Genomic DNA, 26,431 nt, shown 5'->3' with positions numbered 1-26,431 from the left:
GGGACCTGTCAGTCCCCGAGCCGCAGCGCCACGGTCGGCACCGCTGCCTCGTCGTCCGACAGCCGTCGCGCCCCGCGCGGCAGCTCGTCGCGCGAGGCGCGGTGCCGTTCTGCTGCCCGGCGCACCCCGTCGGCGCCCACCCAGCGAGGGTCGACCACCCCGTCGGTCACCAGGGGCACGTGCAACGGGCGCAGCGCCGCCTCCGTGGACGACCACCCCCGGACGTCGTCGTCGGGACCTGTGACCAGCACCTCTTCCACGGCCCGACCGTCGGCCCCCAGCCGCCGCGCCGCCGCCTTGCGGCCCCCGACGCTGATCTTTCCGCGCGCAGCCTTCGCCACCGGGGCCAGGACCCCGTCGGCCCCCTCGCGGGCGACCAGCTTGTAGACCATCCCGCACGTCGGCGCACCGGACCCGGTGACCACCGACGTGCCCACCCCGTAGGAGTCCACCGGCGCCACCGCGAGGGACGCGATCGCGTACTCGTCCAGGTCCGAGGTGACCGTGATCTTCGTGCCCCGGGCGCCGGCCTGGTCCAGCTGCGCGCGCACCTCGTGCGCGAGGACCCCCAGGTCGCCGGAGTCGAGCCGCACGGCGCCCAGCTCCGTCCCCGCGGCGGCCATCGCGAGCTCCACCCCGCGCCGGACGTCGAAGGTGTCGACCAGCAGCGTCGTGCTCGGGCCGAAGGCGGCCACCTGCGCCGCGAACGCGGACGCCTCGTCGTCGTGCAGGAGCGTGAACGCGTGCGCGGCCGTGCCGATCGTCGCGAGCCCGTACCGCCGTCCCGCCTCCAGGTTCGACGTCCCCGCGAAGCCTGCGACCACCGCCGCCCGGGCCGCCGCGACGGCGGCCTCTTCGTGCGCGCGCCGCGACCCCATCTCGAGGCACGGGCGGTCGACGGCCGCACTCGTCATCCGCGACGCCGCCGACGCGACCGCCGAGTCGAAGTTGAGGATCGACAGGACGAGCGTCTCCAGCAGGACCGCCTCTGCGAACGTGCCGTCGACGACCATGACCGGCGACGTCGGGAAGAACGCCTCGCCCTCCGCGTACCCGACGACGGACCCGGAGAACCGGTAGTCCGCCAGGTACGCGAGCGTGGCGTCGTCGACGACGTGCTCGTCGGCCAGCCAGTCGAGCTCCGCCGCGTCGAACCGGAAGCGCGGCAGCGACTCGAGCACCCGGCCGGTCCCGGCCACGACCCCGTACCGCCGCCCGGCGGGGAGCCGACGGGTGAACACCTCGAAGACGCAGCGTCGGTGTGCGGTCCCGTCGGCCAGCGCCGCCTGGAGCATCGTCAGCTCGTACCGGTCGGTGAGGAGCGCCGCACTGGGCGGCCGCGGGGCGGTCATGGGTTCAACGTAGGGGTGCTGATCCCACCGGACGCGGCGAGCGGTGCGGTGTGGCGCTCCAGATCAGCGACTGTTCTTGTGGTCGCTCTGACCTTCCGTTCCGCTCCAGGCGGGTGCGCTGGCGCGCCCCCACCTTCCGCTGCACTCCAGGTCAGCGCTCCGCTTACAGTGGACGACGTGCCAGTGCAGACCCTCCCCGACGCCAGCGTCGAGCAGGAGGAGAAGACCGCGGTCGCCGACCCGTGGGTGACGATCGTCTGGAACGACCCCGTGAACCTCATGAGCTACGTGACCTACGTGTTCGAGGCCTACTTCGGCCACCCGCGGCCGAAGGCCGAGCGACTGATGAAGCAGGTGCACGAGCAGGGGCGGGCGGTCGTGTCGACCGGGTCGCTCGAGGCGATGGAGGTCGACGTGCAGGCCATGCACGGCTTCGGGCTCTGGGCGACGCTCCAGCGCAGCGGTCAGTGATGCGCGCGTTCAAGCGTCGCCGGGGGATGTACGCCGCCCGCCTGGACACCGACGAGCGCGACGTCATCGCCGCGCTCGTGGCGGACGTCGCGGAGCTGCTCGGCGGCGGGCGCCTGGAGGCGCGGGGCCCCGAGGCGGCGGTCGTCGGCGACGGCGACCCGCGCATGCGGATCGAGCCGCTCCCGCCGCCGTCGGACCCCGCGGTTCGCCGGCTGCTGCCGGACGCGTCCCGCGACGACCCGCAGATCGCGGAGGAGTTCCGCCGGCTCACCGAGGACGACCTGCGTGCGGGCAAGATCGCGCGCCTGACGAAGCTCTGGGACGCCCTGACCACGCCGGCCGAGGGCTGGCGGGCGGACGCGTTCGTCGTGGCACCGCAGGACGCGCAGGAGCTCGCCGCCGCGATCACCGACCTGCGCCTCGTGCTCGCCGAGCGCCTCGGGATCCGGACGGACGAGCAGGCCGAGCGCCTGTACGACGCGCTGCTGGACTCCCCGCAGGCGGAGGTCGCGGACGACGCCGTGGAGCCTGCCGAAATCCTCGACCCGGCCGCGCGGCGCTACCTGGTCGCCGTCTACGGCGCCTTGAGCTGGCTGCAGGAGTCGCTCGTCGACCTCCTGCTGCACGATCTGCGCGCCCCGGGGCGCCCGGCGGGCCCGTGACCCGCCAGCGGTTAGGCTCGTCCGCGTGAACGACGCCCCTCTCGGCATCTTCGACTCCGGCGTCGGCGGGCTCACCGTGGCCCGGTCGATCCTCGACCAGCTGCCCCAGGAGTCCACCCTCTACATCGGGGACACCCTCAACACGCCGTACGGCTCCAAGCCGCTCGCGGCCGTGCGCGCCCACGCCCTGGAAGTCATGGACGACCTGGTCGACGCGGGCGTGAAGCTGCTGGTCATCGCGTGCAACACGGCGTCGTCGGCGATGCTGCGCGACGCCCGTGAGCGGTACACGCTGCGGCGCGGCATCCCGGTGGTCGAGGTCATCCTGCCCGCCGCCCGGCGCGCGGTGGCGGCGACCCGGACCGGGCGGATCGGCGTGATCGCGACCAAGTCCACGGTCGAGTCCAAGTCCTACGACGACGCGTTCGCCGTCGCCCCCGGCATCGAGCTGACCACGCAGGCCTGCCCGCGGTTCGTGCAGCTGGTCGAGGCCGGGATCACGTCCGGTCCCGAGGTCCTGGCCGTCGCGCACGAGTACCTGGACCCGGTCCGCGAGGCAGGCATCGACACGCTCGTGCTCGGGTGCACCCACTACCCGCTGCTCACCGGCGCGATCTCGTACGTCATGGGGGAGGAGGTCACCCTCGTGTCGAGCGCCGAGGAGACCGCCAAGGACGTCTACCGGACGCTCGTCGCGCACGACCTGGAGCGTGACCCGGCGGCGGGACCGCCCACGCACCGCTTCCTGGCCACGGGCGACCCGGACCAGTTCCGCATCCTCGCCCGCCGATTCCTCGGCCCCGAGGTCGAGGTCGTCGAGCCCAGCGCGGCCCTGCGGTGAGGCTCACCGTCCTGGGGTGCGCGGGCTCGTTCCCGAGTCCCGACTCGGCGGCGTCGGGCTACCTGGTGCAGGCCGACGACGCCGACGGGCGCACGTGGACCGTGCTGCTCGACCTCGGCAACGGAGCCCTGAGCCCTCTGCAGCGGTTCGGCGACCCCACCGCGCTCGACGCGATCGGGCTGTCCCACCTGCACGCGGACCACGTGGCCGACCTCGTGGTGCTCAACGTCCTGCGGCGGTACCGCCCGTCCGGCCCGTGCGAGCCGGTGGTGGTGCACGGTCCGGTCGGGACGGCCGAGCGGCTCGCGCAGATGGCCGGCAAGGACCCGGCGACCAGCACCGACGGTCAGTTCGACGTCGTCGAGTGGCAGGAGGGCTCGCCGGTGACCGTCGGCCCGCTCGTGCTCGTGCCCGTGGCCGTCGACCATCCCGTCCCCGCGTTCGGGATCCGGGTGTCCGGGCCCAGCGACGCGGACCCGTCGCACACCGTGACCCTGGCCTACACGGGGGACACGGATGCGTGCCCGGGCCTCGACACCCTGGCGGCAGGCGTCGATCTCCTGCTCTCCGAGGCGGCGTTCCTCGAGGGGCGCGACGACGCCACGCGCGGTGTGCACCTCACCGGCCGCCGGGCCGGCGAGGCCGCCGCGCGCGGCGGAGCCGGCCGGCTGGTGCTCACCCACATCCCCGCCTGGAACGACCCGGCGGTGACGCTCGCGGAGGCAGCCGCGGTGTACGACGGGCCGATCGACATGGCCCACCCGGGCGGGGTCCACGTCCTGTAGTCGCCACGTCCACACTCGAGCGGCCTCCGACCGGCCTGAGTGCGGACGTTGCACCTGTCGACCTGGTGACGTCCGCGCTCCGTAGGGCTCCAACCCGACGGAGTGCGGACGTCGCGGGGCGTCCGGGTGTGTCCGAGCGCCCGGTTAGGCTCGTACGCATGACTTCTGCTGCCACCACCTCGTCCGCGACCGGGAGCTCGTCGCGCGTCCGCGCCGACGGCCGCGCGCCCGACCAGCTGCGTCCCGTGACCCTGACCCGCGGCTTCCTGGAGGCCGGGGAGGGCAGCGTCCTCGTCGAGTTCGGCGGCACCAAGGTGCTCTGCGTGGCGTCCTTCACCCCCGGCGTGCCGCGCTGGAAGAAGGGCTCCGGCGAGGGGTGGGTCACCGCCGAGTACTCGATGCTCCCGCGCGCCACGTCCAGCCGCTCCGACCGCGAGTCGGTCAAGGGCCGCGTCGGCGGCCGCACGCACGAGATCTCGCGGCTGATCGGCCGGTCGCTGCGCGCGATCATCGACGTGTCCGCGCTGGGGGAGAACACGATCGTGCTCGACTGCGACGTCCTGCAGGCCGACGGTGGCACGCGGACGGCGTCGATCACGGGCGCGTACGTCGCGCTGGCCGACGCGGTCGCGTGGGCGGTCGAGAACAAGCACGTCCCCGCGAACAAGGTGGTCCTGCGCGACTCGGTCGCCGCCGTGAGCGTCGGCATCGTCGACGGCCTGCCCGTGCTCGACCTGCCGTACGTCGAGGACGTGCGTGCGGAGACGGACATGAACGTCGTGGTCACCGGGTCGGGCACGTTCGTCGAGGTGCAGGGCACCGCCGAGCACGCCCCGTTCGACCGCGCCGAGCTCGATGCCCTGCTCGACCTGGCCGTGGCCGGCACCGCGCAGCTGACAGCTCTGCAGGTCGCCGCGCTGGCGTCGGCACCCGGGGACGGCTCGGCCACCCGGCTGGCTCTGTGAGCGCGCGTCTGGTTCTTGCGACGCACAACGCCCACAAGGTCGGCGAGCTGCGGGCGATCCTCACGCCGGTGCTGCCCGGGCTGGACCCGGCATCGGTCGTAGGCGCCCGGGACGTCGGCGCTCCCGAGCCGGTCGAAGACGGTGTCACGTTCGTCGAGAACGCGCTGATCAAGGCGCGCGCCCTCGCCGCATTCACGGGGCTGCCGGCCGTCGCGGACGACTCCGGGCTCAGCGTCGACGTCCTCGGCGGAGCACCCGGCATCTTCTCCGCGCGCTGGGCCGGCAGGCACGGCGACGACGCCGCCAACCTCGCGCTCCTGCTGGCGCAGCTGGCCGAGATCGCCGAGCCGCACCGCACCGCCCGCTTCGTGTGCGCCGCCGCCCTGGTCACACCGGACGGCTTCGAGCACGTCGAGACCGGGACGCTCGAAGGCGTGCTCGCCACCGAGCCGCGCGGGGCCGGCGGCTTCGGCTACGACCCGATCCTCGTGCCCACCGGCGAGACACGTTCGTGCGCGGAGCTGACCCCGCAGGAGAAGAACGCGATCAGCCACCGCGGCACGGCGTTCCGCGCACTGGTCCCGACGCTGGTGCGGGTGCTCGGCGGATGACCTGTCGTGACTGAGAGTCCCTCGGGCGACGTGCAGCTCGTCGCCGACGCGGTGACCTACGGCTACCCGGGGCACCCCGTGCTGGACCGGGTCGACCTCGTCGTCAGCGAGGGTGACCGGGTGGGTGTCGTCGGCGAGAACGGCGCCGGCAAGACGACGCTGCTGCGGGTTCTCGCGGGCGAGCTGGCGCCTCAGACCGGCACTGTGCGCCGTCGCGGGACACTGGCGTCGGTCGAGCAGGAGCTCGATGCACCCGGCGGTGCGACCGTCGGCACGTTCGTCGCCGAGGCGCTCGGCGGGATCCGTGCGGCCGCCGTCGAGCTCGAGGCGGCGATCGCGGGCTTCGACCACGAGACCGGAGACCTCGCACGCCTGACCGCCGCCGTGGCCCGCTACGAGCACCTGGCCGCGTGGGACGCGGACCGGCGGGTCGACGAGGCGCTCACCCGGTTCGGAGCGCCGCGGGACCCGGACCGCCGGCTCGACGAGCTGAGCGTCGGCGAGCGGTACCGGGTGCGCCTGGCGTGCCGGATCGGGGAGCGCGCGGACCTGCTGCTCCTGGACGAGCCGACCAACCACCTCGACGCAGCCGGCATCGACTACCTGACCGCCCGCCTGCGCGAGTGGCCGGGCGCCGTCGTCATCGTCACGCACGACCGTCGCCTGCTCGACGACGTGATGACCGCGATCCTCGACCTCGACCCCGCGATGGACGGCCGACCCGCGCTCTACGGCGCGACGCGGTACTCCGACTACCGCTTCCTCAAGAGCCAGATGATCCGCCGGTGGCAGGCGCGGTACCGGGCGGAGCGCAAGCGCGCGCTGGAGCTGGCGGAGCGGCTCGACTCGACGTACGAGAACCTCTCCGACGAGTGGCGCCCTCCGAAGGGGTCGCAGACGCACCGCCGGGCCACCCGGGCGCGCGGGCACGTGAAGGCTGCCGACCGGCTGATCCAGAAGCTCGACGCCGAGGCGGTGGAGGTGCCCACCCCGCCGCTGGTCCTCACGTTCCCCGACCTGCCGTCGCTGCCGCCCGAACCGCAGCAGGCTCCGCTGCTGGACCTGCGCGCTCCGCTGGTGCAGGACCGGCTCGACCTGGCAGGTGTGCGGATCGAGGTGCCGGCGTGCGGGCGACTCCTCGTCACGGGTCCGAACGGCTCGGGCAAGTCCACGCTGCTCGCGGCGCTGGCCGGGTCCGTCACGCTCGACCGAGGTGTCCGGACCATCGCGCCGGGGGTCCGCCTCGGGGTGCTCGCGCAGGAGGGGCCGACGGAGCACGCCGCCGCCGTCATCGCCCACCCGCGTGCCGCGGGGGCGGCCGAGCAGCTCTCCGGCTTCGACGCGTATGCCAGGCACGCCCTGACGCTGCTGGAGGCCGAGCTGCTGGACCCGGACCAGCTGGTCCCGATCGCGGCCCTCGGGCTGCTGACCGAGGACGACCTCGACCGACCGCTGCGCGAGCTGTCCGTCGGTCAGCGCCGACGATTCGACCTGGCGTGCGCGCTGCTCGCGGCGCCGCACGTGCTGATCCTCGACGAGCCGACCAACCACCTGTCCGTCGGGCTGGTCGACGAGCTCACGGCCGCGTTGCGGGCGACGTCCGCCGCCGTCGTCGTCGCGACCCACGACCGCCGGATGCGTGCGGACCTGGCGGACTGGCCCGAGCTCACTCTCTGAGCGGCCCGTCCGTCACGGCAGCCGGCCGACGTGTCCCATCGCCTGCCGCAGCAGGAGGCCCTGGCCGCCGTTCATCTCGAACTGGATCTGCTGCGCGCACGCCTCCTCCGGCGTCATCCACGCGAGGTCGATCGCGTCCTGCTGCGGCCGGCAGTCACCCAGGACCGGCACCACGTACGCGAGCGACACCGCGTGCTGCCGGGGGTCGTGGTACGGCGTGACGCCGGGCGTGGGGAAGTACTCCGCGACCGTGAACGGCTGCGGCGACGCGGGGATCTGCGGCAGGGCGACCGGCCCGAGGTCCTTCTCGATGTGCCGCAGCAGGGCGTCGCGCACCCGCTCGTGATACATCACGCGGCCGCTGACCAGCGCGCGGGACATGACCCCCTCCTGCGTGACGCGCAGCAGCAGGCCGACCTGCACGACGTCGCCCGAGTCGTCCACCCGCACCGGGATGGCGTCCACGTAGAGGATGGGCAGCTGGGTGCGGGCGGTCGCGATCTCGTCGGCACTCAACCAGCCGGCGGGACGCTGCGGGCCGCGAGGGAACTCGGCGGAAGCAGTCACTGACCATGTCTACCGTCCCGCCGGTGCCGACGTCCGGCGCGCCGCGCGGATCAGCCCGCGCTGAGGTGTGCGTCGCGACACCCTCGGGAATAGTCGTCGGTGGCTGCGCGCTCTATCTGGCGGTAACCGAGCACTGGAGGAACTCATGGCGACGACTGAGCTGACCGGCAGCACGATCGGCCAGACCATCAAGGACAACGAGATCGTCCTTGTCGACTTCTGGGCGGAGTGGTGCGGCCCGTGCAAGCGCTTCGGACCGGTCTTCGAGGACTCCTCGGAGAACCACCCGGACGTCGTGCACGCGAAGGTCGACACCGAGGCCGAGCAGGAGCTGGCCGCCGAGCTGCAGATCTTCTCGATCCCGACCCTGATGGCGTTCCGCGACGGGATCCTGGTGTTCAACCAGGCCGGCGCGCTGCCCGCGCCCGCGCTGGAGCAGGTGGTCGAGGCCGTCAAGGCGCTCGACATGGACGAGGTCCGCGAGAAGATCGCCGCGGCCGCGACGCAGGCCTGACGCTCGAAGGACCGGCCCCCGATTCGGGGCCGGTCCTACTGCGCGTGCGGGAGACGGGATTTGAACCCGCACGCCCTTTCGAGCACCAGGACCTAAACCTGGCGTGGCTGCCGTTTCACCACTCCCGCGCAGCGGAAGTTTCCCACAGGCTCACGCCACCTTGAGGTCCCGACGCAGCTTCGCGACGTGCCCGGTGGCCTTGACGTTGTACTGCGCGAGCTCGACGCGACCCTCGGCGTCGACGACGACCGTCGAGCGGATCACCCCGGTCACGGTCTTGCCGTAGTTGAGCTTCTCGCCCCAGGCGCCCCACGCCTCGAGCACCGCGTGCTCCGGGTCGGAGCCCAGCGGGAACGTCAGGTGCTCCTGCTCGACGAACGCGGCGAGCTTGTCGACGGTGTCCGGGGAGACGCCCACGACGGCGAACCCGGCACCCTGCAGCGACGCGAGCGAGTCGCGGAAGTCGCAGGCCTGCGTGGTGCAGCCGGGGGTCATCGCGGCCGGGTAGAAGTACACGATCACCCGACGGCCGCGCAGGTCGGACAGCGTGACGGTGCTGCCGTCGGCGGTCGGGAGCGTGAAGTCGGGGGCGGGATCGCCGACGGCGAGACGGGGCACGTGATCTCCTGGGACGAGGCGTTCGGGATGCGGTCAGCCTATGTCGCACGGGTACGGTCGGACGCGTGAGCGACCTCCCGATCCGCATGCTGAACGACCGTCTGCTCGTCTCGCTCGACGGCGAGGCGGGGGAGCGACGTTCGTCCGCGGGCATCGTCATCCCCGCCACGGCCGCCGTCGGCAAGCGGCTCACCTGGGGCGCTGTCGTGGCCGCCGGTCAGCACGTCCGACAGGTCGAGGTGGGTGACCGCGTGCTGTTCGACCCGGAGGACCGCGCCGAGGTCGAGCTCGCCGGGGCGACGTACGTTCTGCTGCGGGAGAAGGACGTGCACGCCGTCGCCGAGCCGCGCGGCGCGGGCGAGGGAACCGGCCTGTACCTCTGATCGTTCATCCCCTCGACGGAGTCGGCCCGGCCACCTTGCACCGCGCGGAACGTGGTGATGGCATGGAGCAGTGGGGGACACGTCGTTCCCAGGGAGATGACGATGACCGAGCACGACCCCACGCCTGTACCTGCCGAGGACACCCAGGCCGTCCGCGACCTGCTCGCCCAGCACGTTCCGCTGGCCCTCATCGTCGACCTGGCCACCCCTGAGGCCACGTCCGCCGAGATCCTCGAGGCCGAGGGGCTGCCCGACGAGGCGTGGTGGGAGGCGGACCAGAAGTCGTCCGACGGCGGCGGTGCGTGACGGTCGTCACGGCACCCCGTTTCGATTGGCAGTTCGGGCGTCCGGCCTGCTAGCGTTCTCAACCGCGCGCCATTAGCTCAATTGGCAGAGCAGCTGACTCTTAATCAGCGGGTTCGGGGTTCGAGTCCCTGATGGCGCACCACCCGGAGGGCCTTCCACCAGCGGAAACGCTGGAGGAGGGCCCTTTGTCGTACCGCCGTGCTGCGCGGCCGCGACGACCGGGACACCATGGGCGAGGTCCCGGCTGCCCGCCGTGGACAGGGTGGGACGGACGGAGCCGGTGATGGTGCAGCAGGAACGCGAGTTCGACGTCGTGGTGATCGGCGGCGGTGCCGTCGGGGAGAACGTCGCCGACCGCGCCGGGCGGACCGGTCTGAGCGTCGCGCTGGTCGAGGCCGCCCTGGTCGGTGGCGAGTGCTCGTACTGGGCCTGCATGCCGTCGAAGGCGCTCCTGCGGCCCGGCGCGGCGCTCGCGGCTGCCCGTGGCGTCCCGGGCGCGGCCGCGGCCGTCACGGCTGACGTCGACATCGCGGCCGCGTTCGCGCGCCGGGATGCCGTCACCCACCGGTGGGACGACAGCTCGCAGGTCGAGTGGGTGGAGAGCACGGGGATCACGCTGCTGCGGGGGCACGCACGGTTCACCGGGGAGCGCGCCCTGACGGTCGACAGTGACGACGGGCCGGTGTCCGTGACCGCGCGGCACGCGGTCGTCGTCGCGACGGGGTCCGCCGCCGTGGTGCCGGCCATCGACGGGCTGGCGGAGCTGCCGCCCTGGACCAGCCGTGAGGCGACCTCCGCGCAGCAGGTTCCCGCGCGGCTGGCAGTCCTCGGGGGCGGCGTCGTCGGCGTCGAGATGGCCACGGCGTTCGCGGACTTCGGCAGTGCGGTGACGCTCGTCGTGCGGAGCGACCGGCTCCTGGCCAACGCCGAGCCGTTCGCCGGCGAGGCGGTCGCCACGGCCTTGGCCGACCGCGGCGTGTCCGTGCTGTTCGGCACCGAGGCGCAGTCGGTGCGGCGGGAGGCCGACGGCGTGCACCTGAGGACGGGCTCCGGCGCGGACCTCGTCGTCGACGAGGTGCTCGTCGCCACCGGCCGTCGGCCGCGCACCGTCGACCTGGGGCTGGAGACGCTGGGACTCGAGCCGGGCAAGCCCCTCACCGTCGACGACGCCCTCCAGGTGACCGGCGCCGATGGCGGCTGGCTGTTCGCCGTCGGCGACGTGTCCGGCCGGACCGCGACCACCCACCAGGGCAAGTACGACGCCCGGGTGGTCGGTGACGTCGTCGCCGCGCGCTTCGACCCGCGGGCCTCGTCAGTCGACTCCCCGGAGGGCGCGACGGCCGGCGATCGGGCGCTCGCCTCCGGCGACGAGCGGGCCGCCGCGCCGTGGAGCCGCTACAGGGCCACCGCGGACGTCACCGCCGTGCCGCAGGTCGTGTTCACGCGGCCCGAGGTCGCATGGGTCGGTCTGAGCGAGACGGCCGCCCGGGAGAAGGGCCTCGACGTGCGCGTGGTCGGGTACGACCTCGAGAACGTTGCCGGTGCCTCGGTCTTCGCCGAGGACTACGCGGGCCGCGCGCAGATCGTCGTCGACGAGGCTCGCGGCGTGATCGTCGGAGCGACCTTCGTCGGCCCGGAGGTGGCCGAGATGCTGCACGCCGCGACGATCGCCGTCGTCGGCGAGGTACCGCTCGACCGGCTCTGGCACGCGGTCCCGTCGTACCCGACGGTGAGCGAGGTCTGGCTCCGCCTGCTGGAGACCGCGGGGCTCTGAACGCGACGAAGGGGCGGACCCGACCGGGTCCGCCCCTCCCTCGGACCGTCAGCTGTCGGCGGCGAGGGACCCGTCGCTCGACAGCACCAGGCCGATGGCTGCCTCACCCTGGCGCACGGCCTGGCCGATCAGGCCGAAGTCGTACGACTGGAAGTCGGCGAACTCGATGCCGTACGTCTCCTCCAGACCGATCTGGCAGAACGGCCGGTCGGGGCACTCGGCCGGGCCGGCCAGGACCAGGCCACCGCAGGCGGCGGCGAGGTCGCTCAGCGTGGTCAGGTCGTGCTCCGTCGCGAACTCGCTGGTCACCGCGAAGGCGTTCTGGTCCTGCGCCGCGGACGCCGCGCCGACGGCCAGGCCGGCGGCGTCGGCGAGCGGGGTCAGCGCTGCCACGGTCTCGTCGACGTCCGCCGACGCCACGGACTCGGCGTCGGCGCCGTTCTGCTGCGCGTTGAGGAAGTCCGCGAGCGTCGCGGCGTACTCCGGGACCGCGGTGAGCGTGCCGTCCGCGAGCGGCGGGAGGTAGGTCTCGCGGTTGCCGATGGTGCGCACCTCGACGGTGAAGCCGGCCGTCCGCAGCACGGCCGCGTAGATCTCCGCCAGCGTCGCGCTCTCCGAGAAGTTCGCGGCACCGATGACGAGCGGCGCGCCCGCGCCGACGGCGCCGTCCTCGGCCGCGAGGTCCTCGGTGTCGACGAACTCCTGCGCCACGTCGCTCGACGTGCGCCGGTCGATGTCGACGGCCTTATTGAGCTCGATGAGCTTGTCGGTGTCGAGCGCGGCGGACACCGTGTCCAGCAGCTCGATGACGGCGGGGTTCGCCGCCGCGGCGGCCTTGTTCACCGCGGGGATGATGTTGTCCGCGTTCTGCAGGCCCTTGTCGTCCTCGAGGACGACAAGCTTCTCGCCCGCGATCGGGTCGCAGGTGGCCAGGCCGGACGTGCCGGACGACGTGGGGTCGGCCTCGCCTCCGCCCGAGCCGGGGTTCCCGCAGGCGCTGAGCGCGAGGGCGGCGATGGCGACCAGGGTCAGGGTGGTGGAGCGTCTCGCTCGCATCGTGCTCTCCTCGTGGAGTCGGCTGGGAGTGGTCCAGGGCGACGACAGGGCTGCCGTCGGAGGATGTCAGGCCGAAGAACCCGACCTATTCGATCCGCTTGGGGTGGGCTCGGCAAGCCCTGGGGCTGTGATCTGAGACCGGCGGGCGCGTCGGGACGGCGTGTCCGAGGTGTCCCGTGCCAAGGCGCGCAGCCCGCGCGGTGTCGAGAGTCGCTGCACGATCGCGAGCAGACCCTCGGAGACCAGGCACAGCCCGGCGACCAGGATGCCGCCCGCCAGCACCTGGCCGTAGTCCTGCGTCCCGAAGCCGGTGACCACGATCGTGCCGAGGCTGCGACCGCCGACGAGCGCCGCGAGCGGAACGGTCGCGAGCACCTGCACGGACGCGGTGCGGATACCGGCGGCGATCAGCGGGACCGCGAGCGGCACCTCGACCGCCCACAGGCTGCGTCGGCCCGACATCCCCACGCCGCGTGCCGCGTCGCGGATGTCGGCGTCGACCTCGCCGAGGCCGGTCACGGTGTTGGTGAGCAGCGGCGGGACGGCGAACACGGCGCACGCGAGCACGGTGGCCGTGTTGCCGAACAGGCCGCTCGCGGCGAGCAGGGTGAGCAGCGCGAGCGTGGGGAGGGCGCGCGTGGTGTTGGCGACGACGACGCCGGCGGTCGCGCCCCGGCGGCGGTGACCGAGCCACAGGCCGGTCGGCAGCGCGACGACGGCGGCGAGCAGCACAGCGAGGACCGACACGACGATGTGGTCGCGCGTCAGGGCGAGGACACCGTTGCGACCGACCCAGTTCAGCGGGTCGTTCAGCCAGAGGAAGGCCTCCTGGAGGACGTCCACGTCACACCGGCCTCTCGACGCGCGCCCACGGGGTGAGCCGGCGGCCGACCCCCGCGAGCACCAGGTCGCACACCAGCGCGAGCAGGAGGCACAGCACCGTCGCCGTCATGATCTCCGCGTGGTAGTTGCTGCGGAAGCCACGGAACATCAGCTGGCCGAGCCCGCCGTAGCCGACCACGACCCCGACGGTGACCAGCGCGACCGTGGTCACCGTGGCGAGCCGGAGCCCCGCGATGATGCTGGGAAGCGCCTGCGGCAGCTCGACGGCGAGCAGCAGCCGGGTCCGGCCGTAGCCCATGCCGCGCGCGGCGTCCCGGACCGCCGGGTCAACGCCTTGCAGCCCGACCAGCACGTTCCGGGTCAGGACGAGCAGGGCGTAGGAGACCAGGCCGATGAGGACGGTGGTGCGGCCGATGCCCGTGTACGGCGCGAGGATCGCGAAGAGTGCGAGGGACGGCACGGTGTAGAGGACGCCCGCGACGCCGAGCACCGGTCCGGCCAGGCGGGGCTTGAGGTGTGCCAGCGCACCGAGCGGCACCGCGAGCACGAACGCGATGACGACTGCCTGGAACGTCAGTGACGCGTGCTGCTCCAGGAAGCGGGCGATGTCCTGGTAGTTGCGCTCGACGTACTCCCAGGAGAACCACGGGTTGGGTGGAGCCTCGGCCGGACGCATGGGGGTGAACGTACCCGCGGCCTCCGACATGCGCAGGATGTGCGGCTGTGCGGCTGTCGGACGCAGCGACTAGCGTCCTGGAGGTGGCAGACGACCCGGCGATCGCCTTCGAGCACGTCAGCAAGTCCTACGCGTCCGGGCGCGGAGAGTCCGGCGCAGCGGTCGACGACCTGACCCTGGCGGTGCAGCCGCACGAGGTGCTCGTGCTCGTCGGTCCGTCGGGGTGCGGCAAGACGACCACCCTCCGCATGGCGAACCGCCTGGTCGAGCCCACCTCGGGACGCATCCTGCTCCAGGGTGAGGACGTCACGACGGTCGATCCCGTCGGGCTCCGGCGCCGGATGGGCTATGTCATCCAGAATGTGGGGCTCTTCCCGCACCGCACGGTCGCCCAGAACGTCGCGACGGTCCCGGGGCTGGTCGGCTGGGACCGCAAGCGGACGGCTGCTCGGGTGGAGGAGCTGCTCGACCTCGTCGGTCTGCCGCCCGACCGGTACGCGCGTCGGTTCCCTCACGAGCTGTCCGGCGGCGAGCGCCAGCGTGTCGGAGTCGCCCGGGCGCTGGCCACGGACCCCCCGGTGCTGCTCATGGACGAGCCGTTCGGCGCGGTCGACCCCGTGGGCCGGCGCCGCCTGCAGACCGAGTTCGCGCGGATCCAGCGCGCGCTCGGCATCACCGTGATGCTGGTCACGCACGACATCGACGAGGCCGTGCGGATGGCGGACCGCGTGGCGGTGCTCAGCACCGGCGCCCGGATCGAGCAGCTGGCCTCGCCGCTCGACATCGTGGCCCGGCCCGCCACCCCCGCCGTCGCGGACCTCGTCGGCCGCGGCCGCACCGCCCGCCTTCTGGCGCTCGGTCGCCTGGAGCGCGCTGACCTGGACCCGGGCGTGCAGGACGGCACAGAGAGCGCAGTCGGCACGGCGCTGACCATCGGCGCCGAGCTGGGCGACGTGCTGTCCGCGCTCGTCGGCGCCGACGGGCCTCTGCCGGTGCACGACGACCGGGGCCGGGTCGTCGGCAGCGCCACCCCCGCCACCGTCGTGCGCGCGCTGGACCGAGTCACCGAGCCGGACGACGAGACGCACGACACATCGGTCGGCGCCGCCCCCGTCGGTACGCTGCGCACGTGACCACGACGACGGCCCGACTCGCGCTCGCCACCTGTGCCGAGCTGCCCGAGCTCGACCCCGACGACCACGCCCTGCGCGCCGCGCTGCTCGAGCGCGGCATCGCCACGGACGCCGTCGTCTGGGACGACCCGACCGTCGACTGGGGCACGTACCCCCACGTCATCATCCGGTCCACGTGGGACTACACCGACCGGCCCGCGCAGTTCGCCGACTGGACGCGCCGCGTCGAGCGGACCAGCACGCTGCTCAACCCCGCCTCGGTGGTGGGCTGGAACATCGACAAGACGTACCTGCGGGACCTGGAGACATCCGGTCTGCCGATCGTGCCGACCATCTGGCTGGACCCGGAGCGCAACCACGACTCGCGCGCTATCCACACGCGCTTCCCCGCGTTCGGTGACTTCGTCATCAAGCCGACCGTCAGCGCCGGCGCCCGCGACACCGGGCGGTATGACGCCGGCGTCACGCAGCAGCGCTCGCTCGCCATCACGCACGCCAAGAACCTGCTGAGCGTGGGCCGCCGCGTCATGATCCAGCGGTACCTGCGCAACGTGGACACGGCCGGCGAGACGGGCCTGGTGTTCATCGACGGGCAGTTCAGCCACTCCGTCCGCAAGGGCGCTCTGCTCGACGGGCCGTTCCGGGGGCAGCTGGCGGACGAGCTGTACCGCCAGGAGATCATGGCCCCACGGGACGCGAGCGATGCCGAGCGCGAGCTCGCTGAGCGGGTCGTCGCCGCCCTGCCCGACCTCGCGCCGGGCGCGGACGGACCGCTGCTGTACGCCCGCGTCGACCTGATCCCGGACGACGAGGGCAACCCTGTCATCCTCGAGGTCGAGCTCACCGAGCCGTCCATGTTCTTCGCGCACGGGGAAGGCTCGGCGGCACGGTTCGCCGACGCGTTCACGGCGCGACTCTGACGTCGGCGGGGAGTGGCCCAGACCACTGCCCGTCGGTTCCAGAAGTGGTCCGAGCCTCGGGTACACTTCTGGACGGCCCGGCGTCCGCGTCGGGGATCGTGGTGGCTATAGCTCAGGTGGTAGAGCACCTGGTTGTGGTCCAGGGGGTCGCGGGTTCAAGTCCCGTTAGCCACCCCATCGCGTCGGGCGTCGACCATCTGGTCGGCGCCCGTCGCCGTTCCCGGGCCGCGCTATGGCCGCAGCGTCCTCGTGACGGACGTCGCGACGACCTCTGCGGCGATCTTCTTCGCCGCGGCCGAGTCAGGGCCCGGCTGGGCCGGCAGGAGAGCCGCGCGGTAGTAGCGCAGCTCGTCGATGCTCTCGAGGATGTCGGCCAGCGCGCGGTGCCCACCGTTCTTGCGGGGGGACGCGAAGTACACGCGCGGGTACCAGCGGCGGGCGAGCTCCTTGATCGACGACACGTCGATCACGCGGTAGTGCAGGTACGACACGAGCTCGGTCATGTCGCGGTCGAGGAACGCCTTGTCGGTGCCCACCGAGTTACCGGCCAGCGGAGCCTTGCCCGGGTCCGGCACCCACGCGCGGATGTACTCCAGAACCGTCTTCTGCGCGTCCTCGAGGGTGGTGCCCGTCGGCAGCTGGTCGAGCAGGCCGGACGTGGTGTGCATCGTGCGGACGAAGTCGTTCATCTGCTCGAGCGCGTCGGCGGGCGGCGAGATCACGACGTCGACTCCCTCCCCCAGGACGCGCAGCTCGGAGTCCGTCACCACCGCCGCGACCTCGACCAGGGCGTCGGCGCCGAGGTCGAGCCCGGTCATCTCACAGTCGATCCAGACGATGCGGTCGGCGCTCTCCTGGCCGGTCGAGGCGGGCGGGGGCGTCGGCGTGCTGGTCACGCTGGTCAGCCTAGGGGGCGTCGCGCGTCCGCGCGGTCGTGGGGTCGTCGTGTCCCGGTTAGCGTCGGTGCATGTCGGACGAACCCGCCCTCGCGCCGCCGAGCACCACAGCATTCGCCGGCCTGCGCGCCCGTCCCGTGCTCTGGGCTGTCCTGCCGGGGCTCGTGCTCGTCGCCGTCGGCCTCAGCGTGTTCCTCTCCGTCCTTGACGCCGTGCAGGAGCAGGACGACCTGTGGGCCCTCGACGAGCCGGTGCTCACCTGGCTCGTCGCCCACCGGACGCCTGCATGGACGGTCGTGCTGGCGGCCATCACCTTCGTGACAGGTCCGGTGGTCCTGCCGATCATCGTCGGGGTCGCGTGCCTGGTCTGGGGCCTGCTGAGCCACGAGTGGTGGCGGCCGGCGCTCCTCGCAGGGGCGATGATCGCCTCCACCCTGATCAGCCTCGCAGTCAAGGGCCTGGTGGGGCGCGAGCGACCACCCGAGGACGCGATGCTCGTGCCCGGTGCGGAGACCACGGCGTCGTTCCCGTCCGGTCACACCATCGGGACGGCGACGTTGCTGCTGGTGGCCGGCTACCTCGTGTGCAGCAGGACCCCGTCGGTGGCTCGGATCGTGGCGTGGGGCGTCGCGACCGTCGTCGGCACCGCCCTGGTCGCGCTGAGCCGGCTGTACCTCGGCTACCACTTCCTCACCGACGTCGTGGCAGCGGTGGCGCTCGCAGTCGTCGTGCTCGGGGTGGTCAGCGTGGTGGACCGGCTGCACACCGGACCGCCGTCGGGACCTATCGGTGCGGGTCGGGACCGGGGACCGTCGACGCCAACCACGCAGCGACCGGGATGATCACGGCGACCGTCCCCGCGATCCACAGGCTCGCCGTCCAGGACGTGCCGGCCCAGAGCAGGACCCCGAGCGTGCACGCGCCCGCGACGAGACCGAGTCCGATCCGCCCGAGCCATCGCAGGAGGAACCGCCCGAGACGCGTCCGGACGGGCAGCTGCGCGGCCGGGTCCGGGGTGTTGTGGCGACCCATCAGCGCGGCCCGCAGGTCCGGGAGCGCGCGCAGGGGTGGCTCGGCATGGCGACATGGTGACATGCACGACGGCGGGCGCGGACCAGTTCCTCAGGGAGGACCGGTCCGCGCCCGCCGGGGTGTGGATCATCGGGCGACGAGGACGCCGACGGGGTTCGTCGGACGCGCCTGGACGCGCCACGGATCTGGAGGTCGACCGATGTTCTCGGTCGGCTGTCTGGAGTCGAGTGCGGCCTCGCGGCCGTGGGCCTGGTGGGACAGAGCGAGGCGTTCGGCCTGGGCCTGGCGCATGACCTCGTAGGTCTGGGTCGGGTACACGGGGTGCTCCTCGGGCATGACGGCGTCCGGGTCGGAGCCCGGGCGATATGGATGGTGTGGGAGTACTCGACCACGCGGGAGTGGTCGTCGTCACACGTTTTTCGCCGCTTTTGCCCGCTTTGAGGGAGGCGGGATGGCCACCTACGCCGTGGGCGTGCCAGCGGCGTTGCGACAGCTCACGCGGGGAGCGCCAGGTGCTGGGCGGCTGGCTGCGCGTGCGCCCTGGCTTTCGGGCTCGCTGCGCTCGCGGGGAGGCATCAGTTGGTGCTGTTCGGGCTGCCGTTGGTCACCGTGGCGGTAGGCGTGCTCCCACACGGCAGGGCGCGCCCTCACTGAATGAGTCGTAGCCGGGGCCACGGGACGGCCGGCGCCCGGCGCTGCTTGTCCACAGATCGCGTCGATCTCCATCCGGTGCGTCCGGAATCGGTAGGTTCTCCCGCATGCGTGGACGGGGCAGCACGAAATGGGCATGGCAGCGGGTGGTTCCGGCCGTGCTCGGGGTGGCACTGGTGACGGGGTGTACGGGCGGGGAGCCGCAGGCGGCGGAGTCGACGCCGCCGCCCGTCGCAGATGCGCCACCGACGCCGACGCCGGTGGTGCTCCCGGAGCGGCCGGCGGCGATGAGTGAGCCGACGACGGACGGAGCGATCGCGGCGGCGACGTACTTCTTGCAGCTCTACGACTACGCGTTCTCCGTCCGTGATGCGGAGAGCTTGCTGAGCATGTCGGCAGAGGCGTGCAAGTTCTGCAACTACGTCGACGAGAGCGTTGCCGAACTCGTGGCCTCCGGGCACACATCAGTAGGGCCTCCAGTACGGGTCGTCTCCGCCATGTCGACCGAGATCAGGCCCGATGAGTGGTTCTCGGCGCGACTGCAGGTGGAGCAGGACCCCACGCGCGAGTTAGCCGCCGACGGAACCGTGGTCTCAGAGTCAGAGGCGAACGTCACGGACTTCATCTTTGCGCTCAGCTGGCTGGGCGACAGATGGAAGATCGAGGCCGTCGATCTTGCCGTGATCGAACAGTGACCCCTTTCACGGTCATCGCCATCGGCGTCGTGGCTCTCATGTTGCTCCCAGCGGTGCCCGGCGACGGTGAGTCCAAGTCCGACTCATCCAACAGCCGTGACTTCGCACACGGTGCACAGACTGTCGACCGTGGCCAGGCAATCGAGGTCGCTGGTTTCTGGTCTCAGCGACAGGCCAGTGACGACGGACCTGGGGGAAGCGGGCCGGGCGTGGTGCCGACCACGAGGTGGGAGTACATGAACGCCGCGGCGTGCTTGGAGGCACCGGGCGAATGGGTGCCAGCTGGTGACGATGGCGGGTGCACCAACGGGATACCTGATGCTCCTGCCCTGGACTGCATGGGGCAGGACTGGGTGGAGCCGCGCTGGCGGCGGTACCAGGTGCCTCCGGCCCCGGACTGGAGCGAGTGGGTGCAGATGGACTTCGGCTCGTGTGGCGCGCCGGTGGTGCCGTTGCTGACGGCGGAGGAGTTCCGGCGGTTGCCGTTGCCGGTCCCGGCGGTGCACATGCAGCCGGACACGGGGTGGGTGCTGGTGAACAAGGAGACGATCGTCTACACCGACCCGACTCCGGTGACGTTGACGACTCAGCTGTTGGGTCGGACGGTGACGGTGGAGGCGACGCCGTCGCGGTTCACGTACGCGTGGGGTGACGGCTCGGAGCCGGAGGTGACCAGCGATCCAGGAGCGCCCTATCCGGCGTTCGACGTGTTCCACGTCTACGAGGACCTCGGCGAGGTGGCGATCACCATCACCACGGAGTGGTCGGGTCGGTATCAGGTCGAGGGTGACCCACAGTGGCGGGATGTCACAGGCACGGCCACGACCACGGCGACCGGTCCGGTGTTCGAGGTCCAGGAACGCCGCTCCCGTCTCGTCACCGGCCTGTGCACCGACGAACCGAAACCCGCCGACTGCTGACGCATCTTCCAGTGCCGTTCGCGCCCTACCGCCATGGTCGGACTGCGGGACAAGTTCGGCGCGAGACCGACGGTCGTCGCGAGCGTTGCCGCCGGCCGGAACCTGCGTGGGCGCCCCCGGCAGGACTCGAACCTGCAACCTACGGATTAGAAGGCCGTTGCTCTATCCATTGAGCTACGGGGGCCGGACGTGCGCCCACAGCCTACTGGCGAGGCGCGCGATCCCGTGCTCGACAGGAACCGGACGGGGCCGGACCGCGTGGCGCGTTTTGCCAGGTCAGATCGCACCGTGACAATGGTTGAGTGAGCGCACAGCCCGGCACCGCGCCAGTGCAGCCTGTGCCGACCGCGCAGCCACCGGCCCCACACGCACGCCATGCCGCGTCGGACCCGCGCGACGTCCTCGCCCGTCCGCTGGCCGCGACGTCGCTGCTCGACGCGGTCCGGGACCTGCACCGCGACGTCGAGCGCACCGGGTTCCCGCTGGAGATCGATGGGATCGAGTCGGCCCGGGCGTCGCGGGCGCGGCTCGTGGACCAGCTCGGGGAGCATCTGGTGCCGCGCCTCACCGAGCTGTCCGCACCCGCGGTGGTGGTGGTCTCGGGCTCGACCGGTGCGGGCAAGTCGACGCTGGTGAACTCGTTGGTGGGGTCCGAGGTGAGCGCGGCCGGGGTGCTGCGGCCGACCACGCGCCGGCCGGTGCTGGTGCACAACCCGCTGGACTCCGAGCTTCTCTCGCACCACCCGGTCCTGGAGTCCGTGACCGTCATCGCCGACGAGCAGGTCCCACGCGGCATCGCGCTGCTGGACGCCCCGGACCTCGACTCGGTGCTGGAGTCGAACCGGGAGTCCGCCCACCGGCTGCTCGAGGCCGCTGACCTGTGGCTCTTCGTGACGACGGCCGCCCGCTACGGCGACGCGCTGCCGTGGCGGGTGCTGCAGGGCGCCGTCGAGCGTGGGGCCTCCGTCGCGATGGTGCTGAACCGGGTCCCGCCGGCGTCGCTGCCGACCGTGCGCGGTGATCTTCTCGACCGGCTCCGAGGCCACGGGCTGCAGGGGTCGCCGCTGTTCGTGGTCCCCGACCTGGGCCCGCACGAGGGGTTGCTCCCGGCTGCGGTCGTCGCGCCGATCCGGCGCTGGCTCGCGATGCTGGCCGGTCCCGACCGTGCGCGCACGGTCATCGGCCGCACGCTGCGCGGGTCGCTCGCGGCGCTGCGGCCGTGGGTCGACGAGCTGGCCGAGGCGGTGCAGGCTCAGGCCGACGCTGCCGGCACGATCGCGGCGGTGCTCGATGTGGCGACCGAGGCGCCGACCGTGCAGACGGCGGCGTCGATCCGTGGTGGTGCCGTCGCGGACGGTGCGGTGCGGGCGCGGTGGTCGGAGCTCGCGGCGGAGGGTGGTCCGCTCGGTCGGGTGGTCCGTCCGTCGGGTCGCATCCGGGGATCGTCGCGGGAGGGCCGAGCGCGCGCTGCCGCGGTCGAGCCCCTGGTGGAGGACCTGATCCGGTCGGCGGCAGCCACGCTGACGGCTGCCGGCGCGCACACCGAACGCGTCCTGCGGGCCGCGCTCACCGGCGCGGACGCGCCCGCGGGCGGCGCATCCGTCGACGCGGACTGGGAGTCCTCGACGCTGCGCACCGGTCGACGAGCTGCCGCCGAGCAGGCTGCACGTGCCTGGACGGCCCAGGGTCCGCGCGTGGTGCGCGCGGCGCTGACGGCCGGACCTGCCGAGACGTCGCCCGACGGGATCGCGCGTACGCGCAGCGACGTCGCGCGTGAGGCCCGTCGGCGGGCGAAGGCCGTGAACGCGCTGGGGGACGGCGGACTGGCGGCCGTCGCGCTCGCGGCGGCCTCGGGCGTACGCGAGGCGCGTGACCTCCTGGTCGACCTGATCGACACCGCCGGCGAGCGCGCCGTCGACGAGCTGCGGGACGACCTGGTCGCCCGGGTGGGGGGCCAGGTGGCGGTCGAACGTGCCGCGGTCAGTGAGGTGCTGTCCGACCCGGACCTCGCCGAGGACGCCTCGTCACGACTGCGTCTACGGCTCGCCGTGCTGAAGGGACTCACGTGACCGAGACCACCCGCTCGACGGTTCACGGCGACGACACGGCAGCGCTCACGGCTCGCGTCGACGCGCTCGGGCGTGCTCTGGCGATCGGCGGCGGGCGTCTGGCGCCCACCGTGGTGGAGCGGGTCGTCGGGACGGTCGACAGCGTGCGGGAACGGCTCGACCTCGGGGTGGACCACACGGTCGTGGCGCTCGTCGGCGGCACCGGTTCGGGCAAGTCGAGCCTGTTCAACGCGATCTGCCGGCTCGACTTCGCCGACGTGGGCGTCCGACGGCCGACGACGTCGGAGATCACGGCGTGCGTGTGGGGGGACGACGGCGGACCTCTCCTCGACTGGCTCGGGGTGGTGCCGGACCGCCGCATCGAACGCGAGAGCCTGCTCGACGGCGAGAGCGAGGCGGCGCTGCGGGGTCTGGTGCTGCTCGACCTGCCCGACCACGACTCGATCGCCCCGGAGCACCGCGAGGTCGTCGACCGGCTGCTGCCGCAGGCCGACCTGCTCGCGTGGGTGGTCGACCCGCAGAAGTACGCCGACGACGCGCTGCACAGCGGCTACCTGCGGCAGCTCGTCGGGCACGAGGCGTCGATGGTCGTGGTGCTCAACCAGGTCGACACCGTCCCGCCCGACGTGCGGCCGGACCTGGTGGCGGACGTCGAGCACCTGCTCGTCGACGACGGGCTCACCGGGGTCCCGGTCCGCGAGGCGTCGGCGCGCACCGGCGAGGGTGTCGTCGCCCTCCGCGAGCTCCTGGCCACGTACGTGGAGTCGCGGTCGTTGGCCGCCCGGCGGGCGAGTGCCGAGCTGAACGACGTCGCCACGCTGCTCGCGGCTGAGGTGGCGGAGCGCGAGCCTGCTCCGGCCGCCTTGTCGGTGACCGACGTGGTGGATCGATTGGCGGCTGCGATCGGGCTGCCTGCGGTGGCTGCAGGAGTCGGTGCAGCCGTGCGGACGCGGTCCACCTCGACGCCGGGGTTCGGTGCGGTCCAGGAGGACGCGGTCGAGGTGGCGCGGGCGACCTGGCTCGAGGCCGTGACCACGGGCCTGCCCCGCCGGTGGGGCGAGGACATCGCCTCGCGTGTGGCATCCACCACCGAGATGCGCCTGGCGGTGACGGACGCCCTGACGCAGCTCACGCTCACCGCCCGACGCTCCGGTCTCGCGCTGGCGCTGACGGTCGCGGCGGTGCTGCTCGCCGGTGCCGCGGTGCTCGTCGGGTCGGTGGCGGTCGGTTCGATGGTGGGGCAGGGGGACGCAAACCTGTGGGCTCCCGTGGGGGCTGTCTTGCTGCTCGTGGCGGCGGTCGTCGCCTTCGTCGGGGCCGGCGCTGCCCGACGGTCGGCGGGACGACGGCGGACCGCACGCGTGCTTCAGGACGGCCGGTCGGCGCTCGAGAGCGTGGCGCGCGCGCGGCTCGCCGTGCCCACCGAGGCGGTCCTGGCCGAGCACCGTACCGTCCGCGAGCTCATCGCCTCCGCCCGGGCCTGACCCGCCCACAGCCCCGTCCGGACGCGCACGATCCACTGGTTCGCCGCGGTCGACCCGGCGGGGGCGCGTGCGCGTCGACCCTGGTCGCACGAGCCCCGCAGCCGCTGGGGCCACGCACCGGAGGTATCCCATGAGCACGCACTCCCTGGACCTGACCGTCGTCGGGTGGATCGGCACGGACGTGCGGATCCATCACGAGTCGGACGGTGGCGTCCCGTTCACCACGTTCCGGCTGGGCAGCACGCGCCGCTGGTTCGACAAGCAGGCGGGCGAATGGCGCGACGCGCAGACCGAGTGGTTCAACGTGAAGGTGTGGCGCACCACGGCACTCAACGCCGCGCGGTCGCTGCGCAAGGGCGACCCGGTGATCGTGCAGGGCGTCCTGTCCACCGAGGAGTGGGTCGGCGCCGACGGGCCGCGGACCTCCCTCGTGCTCGACGCGAGCGCGCTCGGTCCCAACCTGGCGTTCGGCAGCTGCCACTTCGCGCGGACCGTGAGCCCGGTGCCGGCCACCGGCGCCGAGGATGCCCCGACCGACGTCTCCGCGTACGAGGAGATCCCGGACGACGAGGGTGGCGGTCTGGAGCCGGTGGCCGACGAGGAGCAGGAGCTCGCGCTGGCCGGTGCCAGGTGATCGCCTAGGCTGGGGCACCGGCAACCCGACGACGTGGCCGGTCGGACCGCGCGCACAGCGCAGCGCGGTCGACCAGCCTCGCGGGCGAGCCGGACAGCATTGCCCCGAGAACCGAGCGTGCGGGGCGACCCCCATCGAGCACCGAGGCGGACGAAGAGCCAGTGGCTGAGTTCATCTACTCCATGTACAAGACGCGCAAGGCGCACGGCGACAAGGTCATCCTCGACGACGTCACCCTGAACTTCCTTCCGGGTGCCAAGATCGGGGTCGTCGGACCCAACGGCGCCGGCAAGTCGACGATCCTCAAGATCATGGCCGGTCTCGACCAGCCGTCGAACGGCGAGGCACGCCTGAGCCCCGGCTACACGGTCGGCATCCTCCAGCAGGAGCCGCCGCTGAACGAGTCCAAGACGGTGCTCGGCAACGTCGAGGAGGGCGTCGCCGAGATCAAGGGCAAGCTCGACCGGTACAACGAGATCTCCGTGCTCATGTCCGAGCCGGACGCTGACTTCGATGCGCTGCTGGCGGAGATGGGCGTGCTGCAGGAGGCCATCGACGCGGCTGACGCGTGGGATCTCGACGCCCAGCTGGACCAGGCGATGGACGCGCTGCGCTGCCCGCCGCCGGATGCCGACGTCACGGTGCTGTCCGGTGGTGAGCGCCGCCGGGTCGCCCTGTGCAAGCTGCTCCTGGAGAAGCCTGACCTGCTGCTCCTCGACGAGCCCACCAACCACCTCGACGCCGAGAGCGTGCTCTGGCTCGAGGCGCACCTGAAGGACTACCCGGGCGCCATCCTGGCCGTCACCCACGACCGGTACTTCCTCGACCACGTCGCGGAGTGGATCTGCGAGGTGGACCGGGGCCGGCTGTACCCGTACGAGGGCAACTACTCGACGTACCTGGAGAAGAAGGGCGAGCGCCTCGCCATCCAGGGCAAGAAGGACCTCAAGCTCGCCAAGCGCCTCAAGGAGGAGCTGGAGTGGGTCCGGTCGAACGCCAAGGGCCGGCAGACCAAGTCGAAGTCGCGTCTCGCGCGCTACGAGGAGATGGCGGCGGAGGCGGACCGCACCAGGAAGCTGGACTTCGAGGAGATCCAGATCCCGCCGGGTCCGCGTCTGGGCTCGATCGTGCTCGAGGCGAAGGACCTGGAGAAGGGCTTCGACGGGCGTGTGCTCATCGACGGCCTGAGCTTCACGCTCCCGCGCAACGGCATCGTCGGCGTCATCGGCCCCAACGGCGTCGGCAAGACCACGCTGTTCAAGACGATCGTCGGGCTCGAGCCGCTGGACAAGGGTGACCTCAAGGTCGGCGAGACGGTGTCGATCTCGTACGTCGACCAGTCGCGCGGCGGCATCGACCCCAAGAAGACGCTGTTCGAGGTCGTCTCGGACGGGCTCGACTTCCTCAAGGTCGGCAACGTCGAGATGCCGTCGCGGGCGTACGTCGCCGCGTTCGGCTTCAAGGGACCCGACCAGCAGAAGCCCGCGGGCGTCCTGTCCGGCGGTGAGCGCAACCGCCTGAACCTCGCGCTCACGCTCAAGCAGGGTGGCAACCTTCTGCTGCTCGACGAGCCCACCAACGACCTGGACGTCGAGACGCTCGGGTCCCTGGAGAACGCGCTGCTCGAGTTCCCCGGCTGCGCCGTCGTGGTCTCCCACGACCGCTGGTTCCTCGACCGGGTGGCGACGCACATCCTGGCGTACGAGGGCACCGAGGAGAACCCGGGCAACTGGTACTGGTTCGAGGGCAACTTCGCCTCCTACGAGGAGAACAAGGTCGAGCGCCTCGGGGCCGAGGCGGCCCGTCCGCACCGCGTGACGTACCGCAAGCTGCGCCGCGACTGACGCGACGCGCGAAGCCGCTCGCTCCCCCCGGGGAGCGGGCGGCTTCGTCGTC

The 26,431-nt window shown here is 72.5% G+C and carries 29 protein-coding genes and 4 tRNA genes; 22 read left to right on the top strand and 11 right to left on the bottom strand.

Going from position 1 to position 26,431, the window contains the following annotated elements:
- Window positions 1-8: 8 nt before the first annotated feature.
- On the bottom strand, window positions 9-1,352 hold the full coding sequence (locus tag ASG23_RS05885) for a nicotinate phosphoribosyltransferase (RefSeq protein ID WP_056021572.1): 1,344 nt from the start codon (window positions 1,350-1,352) through the stop codon (window positions 9-11).
- Between the two features lie 177 nt (window positions 1,353-1,529).
- Between ASG23_RS05885 and clpS the strand changes: the two genes are divergently transcribed.
- The 7 genes from clpS to ASG23_RS05850 all read left to right on the top strand — a co-directional run bounded on the left by clpS (window position 1,530) and on the right by ASG23_RS05850 (window position 7,364).
- Entirely contained in the window at window positions 1,530-1,823 is a 294-nt protein-coding gene (gene clpS / locus ASG23_RS05880) for an ATP-dependent Clp protease adapter ClpS (protein ID WP_056022654.1), read from the top strand.
- Entirely contained in the window at window positions 1,823-2,485 is a 663-nt protein-coding gene (locus ASG23_RS05875; protein ID WP_056021569.1) for a DUF2017 domain-containing protein, read from the top strand. The genes clpS and ASG23_RS05875 overlap by 1 nt, the downstream gene beginning before the upstream one ends.
- 25 nt (window positions 2,486-2,510) lie before the next feature.
- On the top strand, window positions 2,511-3,326 hold the full coding sequence (murI, locus tag ASG23_RS05870) for a glutamate racemase (protein WP_056021567.1): 816 nt from the start codon (window positions 2,511-2,513) through the stop codon (window positions 3,324-3,326).
- Window positions 3,323-4,111 (top strand): MBL fold metallo-hydrolase, encoded by a 789-nt coding sequence (locus tag ASG23_RS05865; RefSeq protein WP_056021565.1) that lies wholly within the window; start codon window positions 3,323-3,325, stop codon window positions 4,109-4,111. Before murI ends, ASG23_RS05865 begins: the two co-directional genes overlap by 4 nt.
- Before the next feature lie 158 nt (window positions 4,112-4,269).
- A complete protein-coding gene (rph, locus tag ASG23_RS05860; protein ID WP_056021563.1) occupies window positions 4,270-5,076 on the top strand; it encodes a ribonuclease PH in 807 nt (268 codons plus the stop codon).
- On the top strand, window positions 5,073-5,687 hold the full coding sequence (gene rdgB, locus ASG23_RS05855; protein ID WP_056021560.1) for an RdgB/HAM1 family non-canonical purine NTP pyrophosphatase: 615 nt from the start codon (window positions 5,073-5,075) through the stop codon (window positions 5,685-5,687). The genes rph and rdgB overlap by 4 nt, the downstream gene beginning before the upstream one ends.
- A gap of 30 nt (window positions 5,688-5,717) precedes the next feature.
- Window positions 5,718-7,364, top strand: coding sequence for an ABC-F family ATP-binding cassette domain-containing protein (locus tag ASG23_RS05850; RefSeq protein ID WP_056021557.1), 1,647 nt, complete (start codon window positions 5,718-5,720; stop codon window positions 7,362-7,364).
- 12 nt (window positions 7,365-7,376) lie between these two features.
- Here the strand turns inward: ASG23_RS05850 and ASG23_RS05845 are convergent, their stop codons facing one another.
- Entirely contained in the window at window positions 7,377-7,931 is a 555-nt protein-coding gene (locus tag ASG23_RS05845; protein ID WP_056021554.1) for an NUDIX hydrolase family protein, read from the bottom strand.
- A 145-nt stretch (window positions 7,932-8,076) separates the two neighbouring features.
- Between ASG23_RS05845 and trxA the strand changes: the two genes are divergently transcribed.
- Window positions 8,077-8,445, top strand: a complete 369-nt coding sequence (gene trxA / locus ASG23_RS05840) for a thioredoxin (RefSeq protein ID WP_056021551.1) — start codon at window positions 8,077-8,079, stop codon at window positions 8,443-8,445.
- A gap of 45 nt (window positions 8,446-8,490) precedes the next feature.
- Here the strand turns inward: trxA and ASG23_RS05835 are convergent.
- Window positions 8,491-8,573, bottom strand: a tRNA-Leu gene (locus tag ASG23_RS05835).
- 22 nt (window positions 8,574-8,595) lie between these two features.
- Entirely contained in the window at window positions 8,596-9,063 is a 468-nt protein-coding gene (gene bcp, locus ASG23_RS05830; protein WP_056021548.1) for a thioredoxin-dependent thiol peroxidase, read from the bottom strand.
- 86 nt (window positions 9,064-9,149) lie between these two features.
- On the opposite strand from bcp, the gene ASG23_RS05825 reads away from it, so the two are divergent.
- From ASG23_RS05825 to ASG23_RS05810, 4 genes are all read left to right on the top strand, one after another.
- Window positions 9,150-9,446 carry a GroES family chaperonin gene (locus tag ASG23_RS05825; protein ID WP_056022651.1) on the top strand — a complete coding sequence of 99 codons (297 nt, stop codon included), beginning with the start codon at window positions 9,150-9,152 and terminating at the stop codon, window positions 9,444-9,446.
- A gap of 102 nt (window positions 9,447-9,548) precedes the next feature.
- Window positions 9,549-9,752, top strand: a complete 204-nt coding sequence (locus ASG23_RS05820; RefSeq protein ID WP_157465536.1) for a hypothetical protein — start codon at window positions 9,549-9,551, stop codon at window positions 9,750-9,752.
- Window positions 9,753-9,818: 66 nt separating this feature from the next.
- Window positions 9,819-9,894, top strand: a tRNA-Lys gene (locus tag ASG23_RS05815).
- Window positions 9,895-10,035: 141 nt separating this feature from the next.
- Window positions 10,036-11,526 carry a dihydrolipoyl dehydrogenase family protein gene (locus ASG23_RS05810; protein ID WP_056022648.1) on the top strand — a complete coding sequence of 497 codons (1,491 nt, stop codon included), beginning with the start codon at window positions 10,036-10,038 and terminating at the stop codon, window positions 11,524-11,526.
- 48 nt (window positions 11,527-11,574) lie between these two features.
- On the opposite strand, the gene ASG23_RS05805 is transcribed toward ASG23_RS05810, so the two are convergent.
- The 3 genes from ASG23_RS05805 to ASG23_RS05795 all read right to left on the bottom strand — a co-directional run bounded on the left by ASG23_RS05805 (window position 11,575) and on the right by ASG23_RS05795 (window position 14,101).
- Window positions 11,575-12,582 (bottom strand): glycine betaine ABC transporter substrate-binding protein, encoded by a 1,008-nt coding sequence (locus ASG23_RS05805; RefSeq protein ID WP_056021543.1) that lies wholly within the window; start codon window positions 12,580-12,582, stop codon window positions 11,575-11,577.
- Between the two features lie 66 nt (window positions 12,583-12,648).
- Complete coding sequence (locus ASG23_RS05800) at window positions 12,649-13,425, bottom strand: ABC transporter permease (protein ID WP_056021540.1); 777 nt, start codon at window positions 13,423-13,425, stop codon at window positions 12,649-12,651.
- 1 nt (window position 13,426) lies between these two features.
- Window positions 13,427-14,101, bottom strand: a complete 675-nt coding sequence (locus ASG23_RS05795; RefSeq protein WP_056021537.1) for an ABC transporter permease — start codon at window positions 14,099-14,101, stop codon at window positions 13,427-13,429.
- Window positions 14,102-14,184: 83 nt separating this feature from the next.
- Between ASG23_RS05795 and ASG23_RS05790 the strand changes: the two genes are divergently transcribed.
- The 3 genes from ASG23_RS05790 to ASG23_RS05780 all read left to right on the top strand — a co-directional run bounded on the left by ASG23_RS05790 (window position 14,185) and on the right by ASG23_RS05780 (window position 16,331).
- Window positions 14,185-15,234, top strand: a complete 1,050-nt coding sequence (locus tag ASG23_RS05790) for an ABC transporter ATP-binding protein (protein WP_056022645.1) — start codon at window positions 14,185-14,187, stop codon at window positions 15,232-15,234.
- Window positions 15,231-16,154 carry an ATP-grasp domain-containing protein gene (locus tag ASG23_RS05785; RefSeq protein ID WP_056021534.1) on the top strand — a complete coding sequence of 308 codons (924 nt, stop codon included), beginning with the start codon at window positions 15,231-15,233 and terminating at the stop codon, window positions 16,152-16,154. Before ASG23_RS05790 ends, ASG23_RS05785 begins: the two co-directional genes overlap by 4 nt.
- Before the next feature lie 101 nt (window positions 16,155-16,255).
- A tRNA-His gene (locus ASG23_RS05780) sits at window positions 16,256-16,331 on the top strand.
- Window positions 16,332-16,384: 53 nt separating this feature from the next.
- Here ASG23_RS05780 and orn read toward each other — a convergent pair.
- Window positions 16,385-17,050, bottom strand: a complete 666-nt coding sequence (orn, locus tag ASG23_RS05775; protein ID WP_056021530.1) for an oligoribonuclease — start codon at window positions 17,048-17,050, stop codon at window positions 16,385-16,387.
- A 71-nt stretch (window positions 17,051-17,121) separates the two neighbouring features.
- Here orn and ASG23_RS05770 point away from each other — a divergent pair, with 71 nt between their 5' ends.
- Complete coding sequence (locus tag ASG23_RS05770) at window positions 17,122-17,892, top strand: phosphatase PAP2 family protein (RefSeq protein WP_056021527.1); 771 nt, start codon at window positions 17,122-17,124, stop codon at window positions 17,890-17,892.
- On the opposite strand, the gene ASG23_RS05765 is transcribed toward ASG23_RS05770, so the two are convergent.
- Entirely contained in the window at window positions 17,834-18,145 is a 312-nt protein-coding gene (locus ASG23_RS05765; RefSeq protein WP_157465534.1) for a hypothetical protein, read from the bottom strand. The two genes, ASG23_RS05770 and ASG23_RS05765, sit on opposite strands and share 59 nt — an antisense overlap.
- 63 nt (window positions 18,146-18,208) lie before the next feature.
- Window positions 18,209-18,400: a hypothetical protein gene (locus tag ASG23_RS05760; RefSeq protein WP_157465533.1), complete on the bottom strand. Its 192-nt coding sequence runs from the start codon at window positions 18,398-18,400 to the stop codon at window positions 18,209-18,211.
- Window positions 18,401-18,900: 500 nt separating this feature from the next.
- Here ASG23_RS05760 and ASG23_RS05755 point away from each other — a divergent pair, with 500 nt between their 5' ends.
- Window positions 18,901-19,428 (top strand): DUF6318 family protein, encoded by a 528-nt coding sequence (locus tag ASG23_RS05755; protein ID WP_157465532.1) that lies wholly within the window; start codon window positions 18,901-18,903, stop codon window positions 19,426-19,428.
- 338 nt (window positions 19,429-19,766) lie between these two features.
- Window positions 19,767-20,348: a hypothetical protein gene (locus ASG23_RS05750; protein WP_235520904.1), complete on the top strand. Its 582-nt coding sequence runs from the start codon at window positions 19,767-19,769 to the stop codon at window positions 20,346-20,348.
- A gap of 111 nt (window positions 20,349-20,459) precedes the next feature.
- Here the strand turns inward: ASG23_RS05750 and ASG23_RS05745 are convergent.
- Window positions 20,460-20,532 (bottom strand) — tRNA-Arg (locus ASG23_RS05745).
- Window positions 20,533-20,650: 118 nt separating this feature from the next.
- Here ASG23_RS05745 and ASG23_RS05740 point away from each other — a divergent pair.
- The 4 genes from ASG23_RS05740 to ettA all read left to right on the top strand — a co-directional run bounded on the left by ASG23_RS05740 (window position 20,651) and on the right by ettA (window position 26,379).
- Window positions 20,651-22,417 carry a GTPase gene (locus ASG23_RS05740; protein WP_056021516.1) on the top strand — a complete coding sequence of 589 codons (1,767 nt, stop codon included), beginning with the start codon at window positions 20,651-20,653 and terminating at the stop codon, window positions 22,415-22,417.
- Window positions 22,414-23,901, top strand: coding sequence for a GTPase (locus tag ASG23_RS05735; protein WP_056021513.1), 1,488 nt, complete (start codon window positions 22,414-22,416; stop codon window positions 23,899-23,901). The genes ASG23_RS05740 and ASG23_RS05735 overlap by 4 nt, the downstream gene beginning before the upstream one ends.
- Before the next feature lie 130 nt (window positions 23,902-24,031).
- Window positions 24,032-24,535, top strand: coding sequence for a single-stranded DNA-binding protein (locus ASG23_RS05730; RefSeq protein WP_056021510.1), 504 nt, complete (start codon window positions 24,032-24,034; stop codon window positions 24,533-24,535).
- Window positions 24,536-24,696: 161 nt separating this feature from the next.
- Window positions 24,697-26,379 carry an energy-dependent translational throttle protein EttA gene (gene ettA, locus ASG23_RS05725; RefSeq protein ID WP_056021508.1) on the top strand — a complete coding sequence of 561 codons (1,683 nt, stop codon included), beginning with the start codon at window positions 24,697-24,699 and terminating at the stop codon, window positions 26,377-26,379.
- Window positions 26,380-26,431: the final 52 nt, after the last annotated feature.

Source organism: Cellulomonas sp. Leaf395 (assembly GCF_001424125.1).
Taxonomy (GTDB): Bacteria; Actinomycetota; Actinomycetes; order Actinomycetales; family Cellulomonadaceae; genus Cellulomonas.
This window is presented reverse-complemented; position numbering and strand designations above follow the sequence as displayed.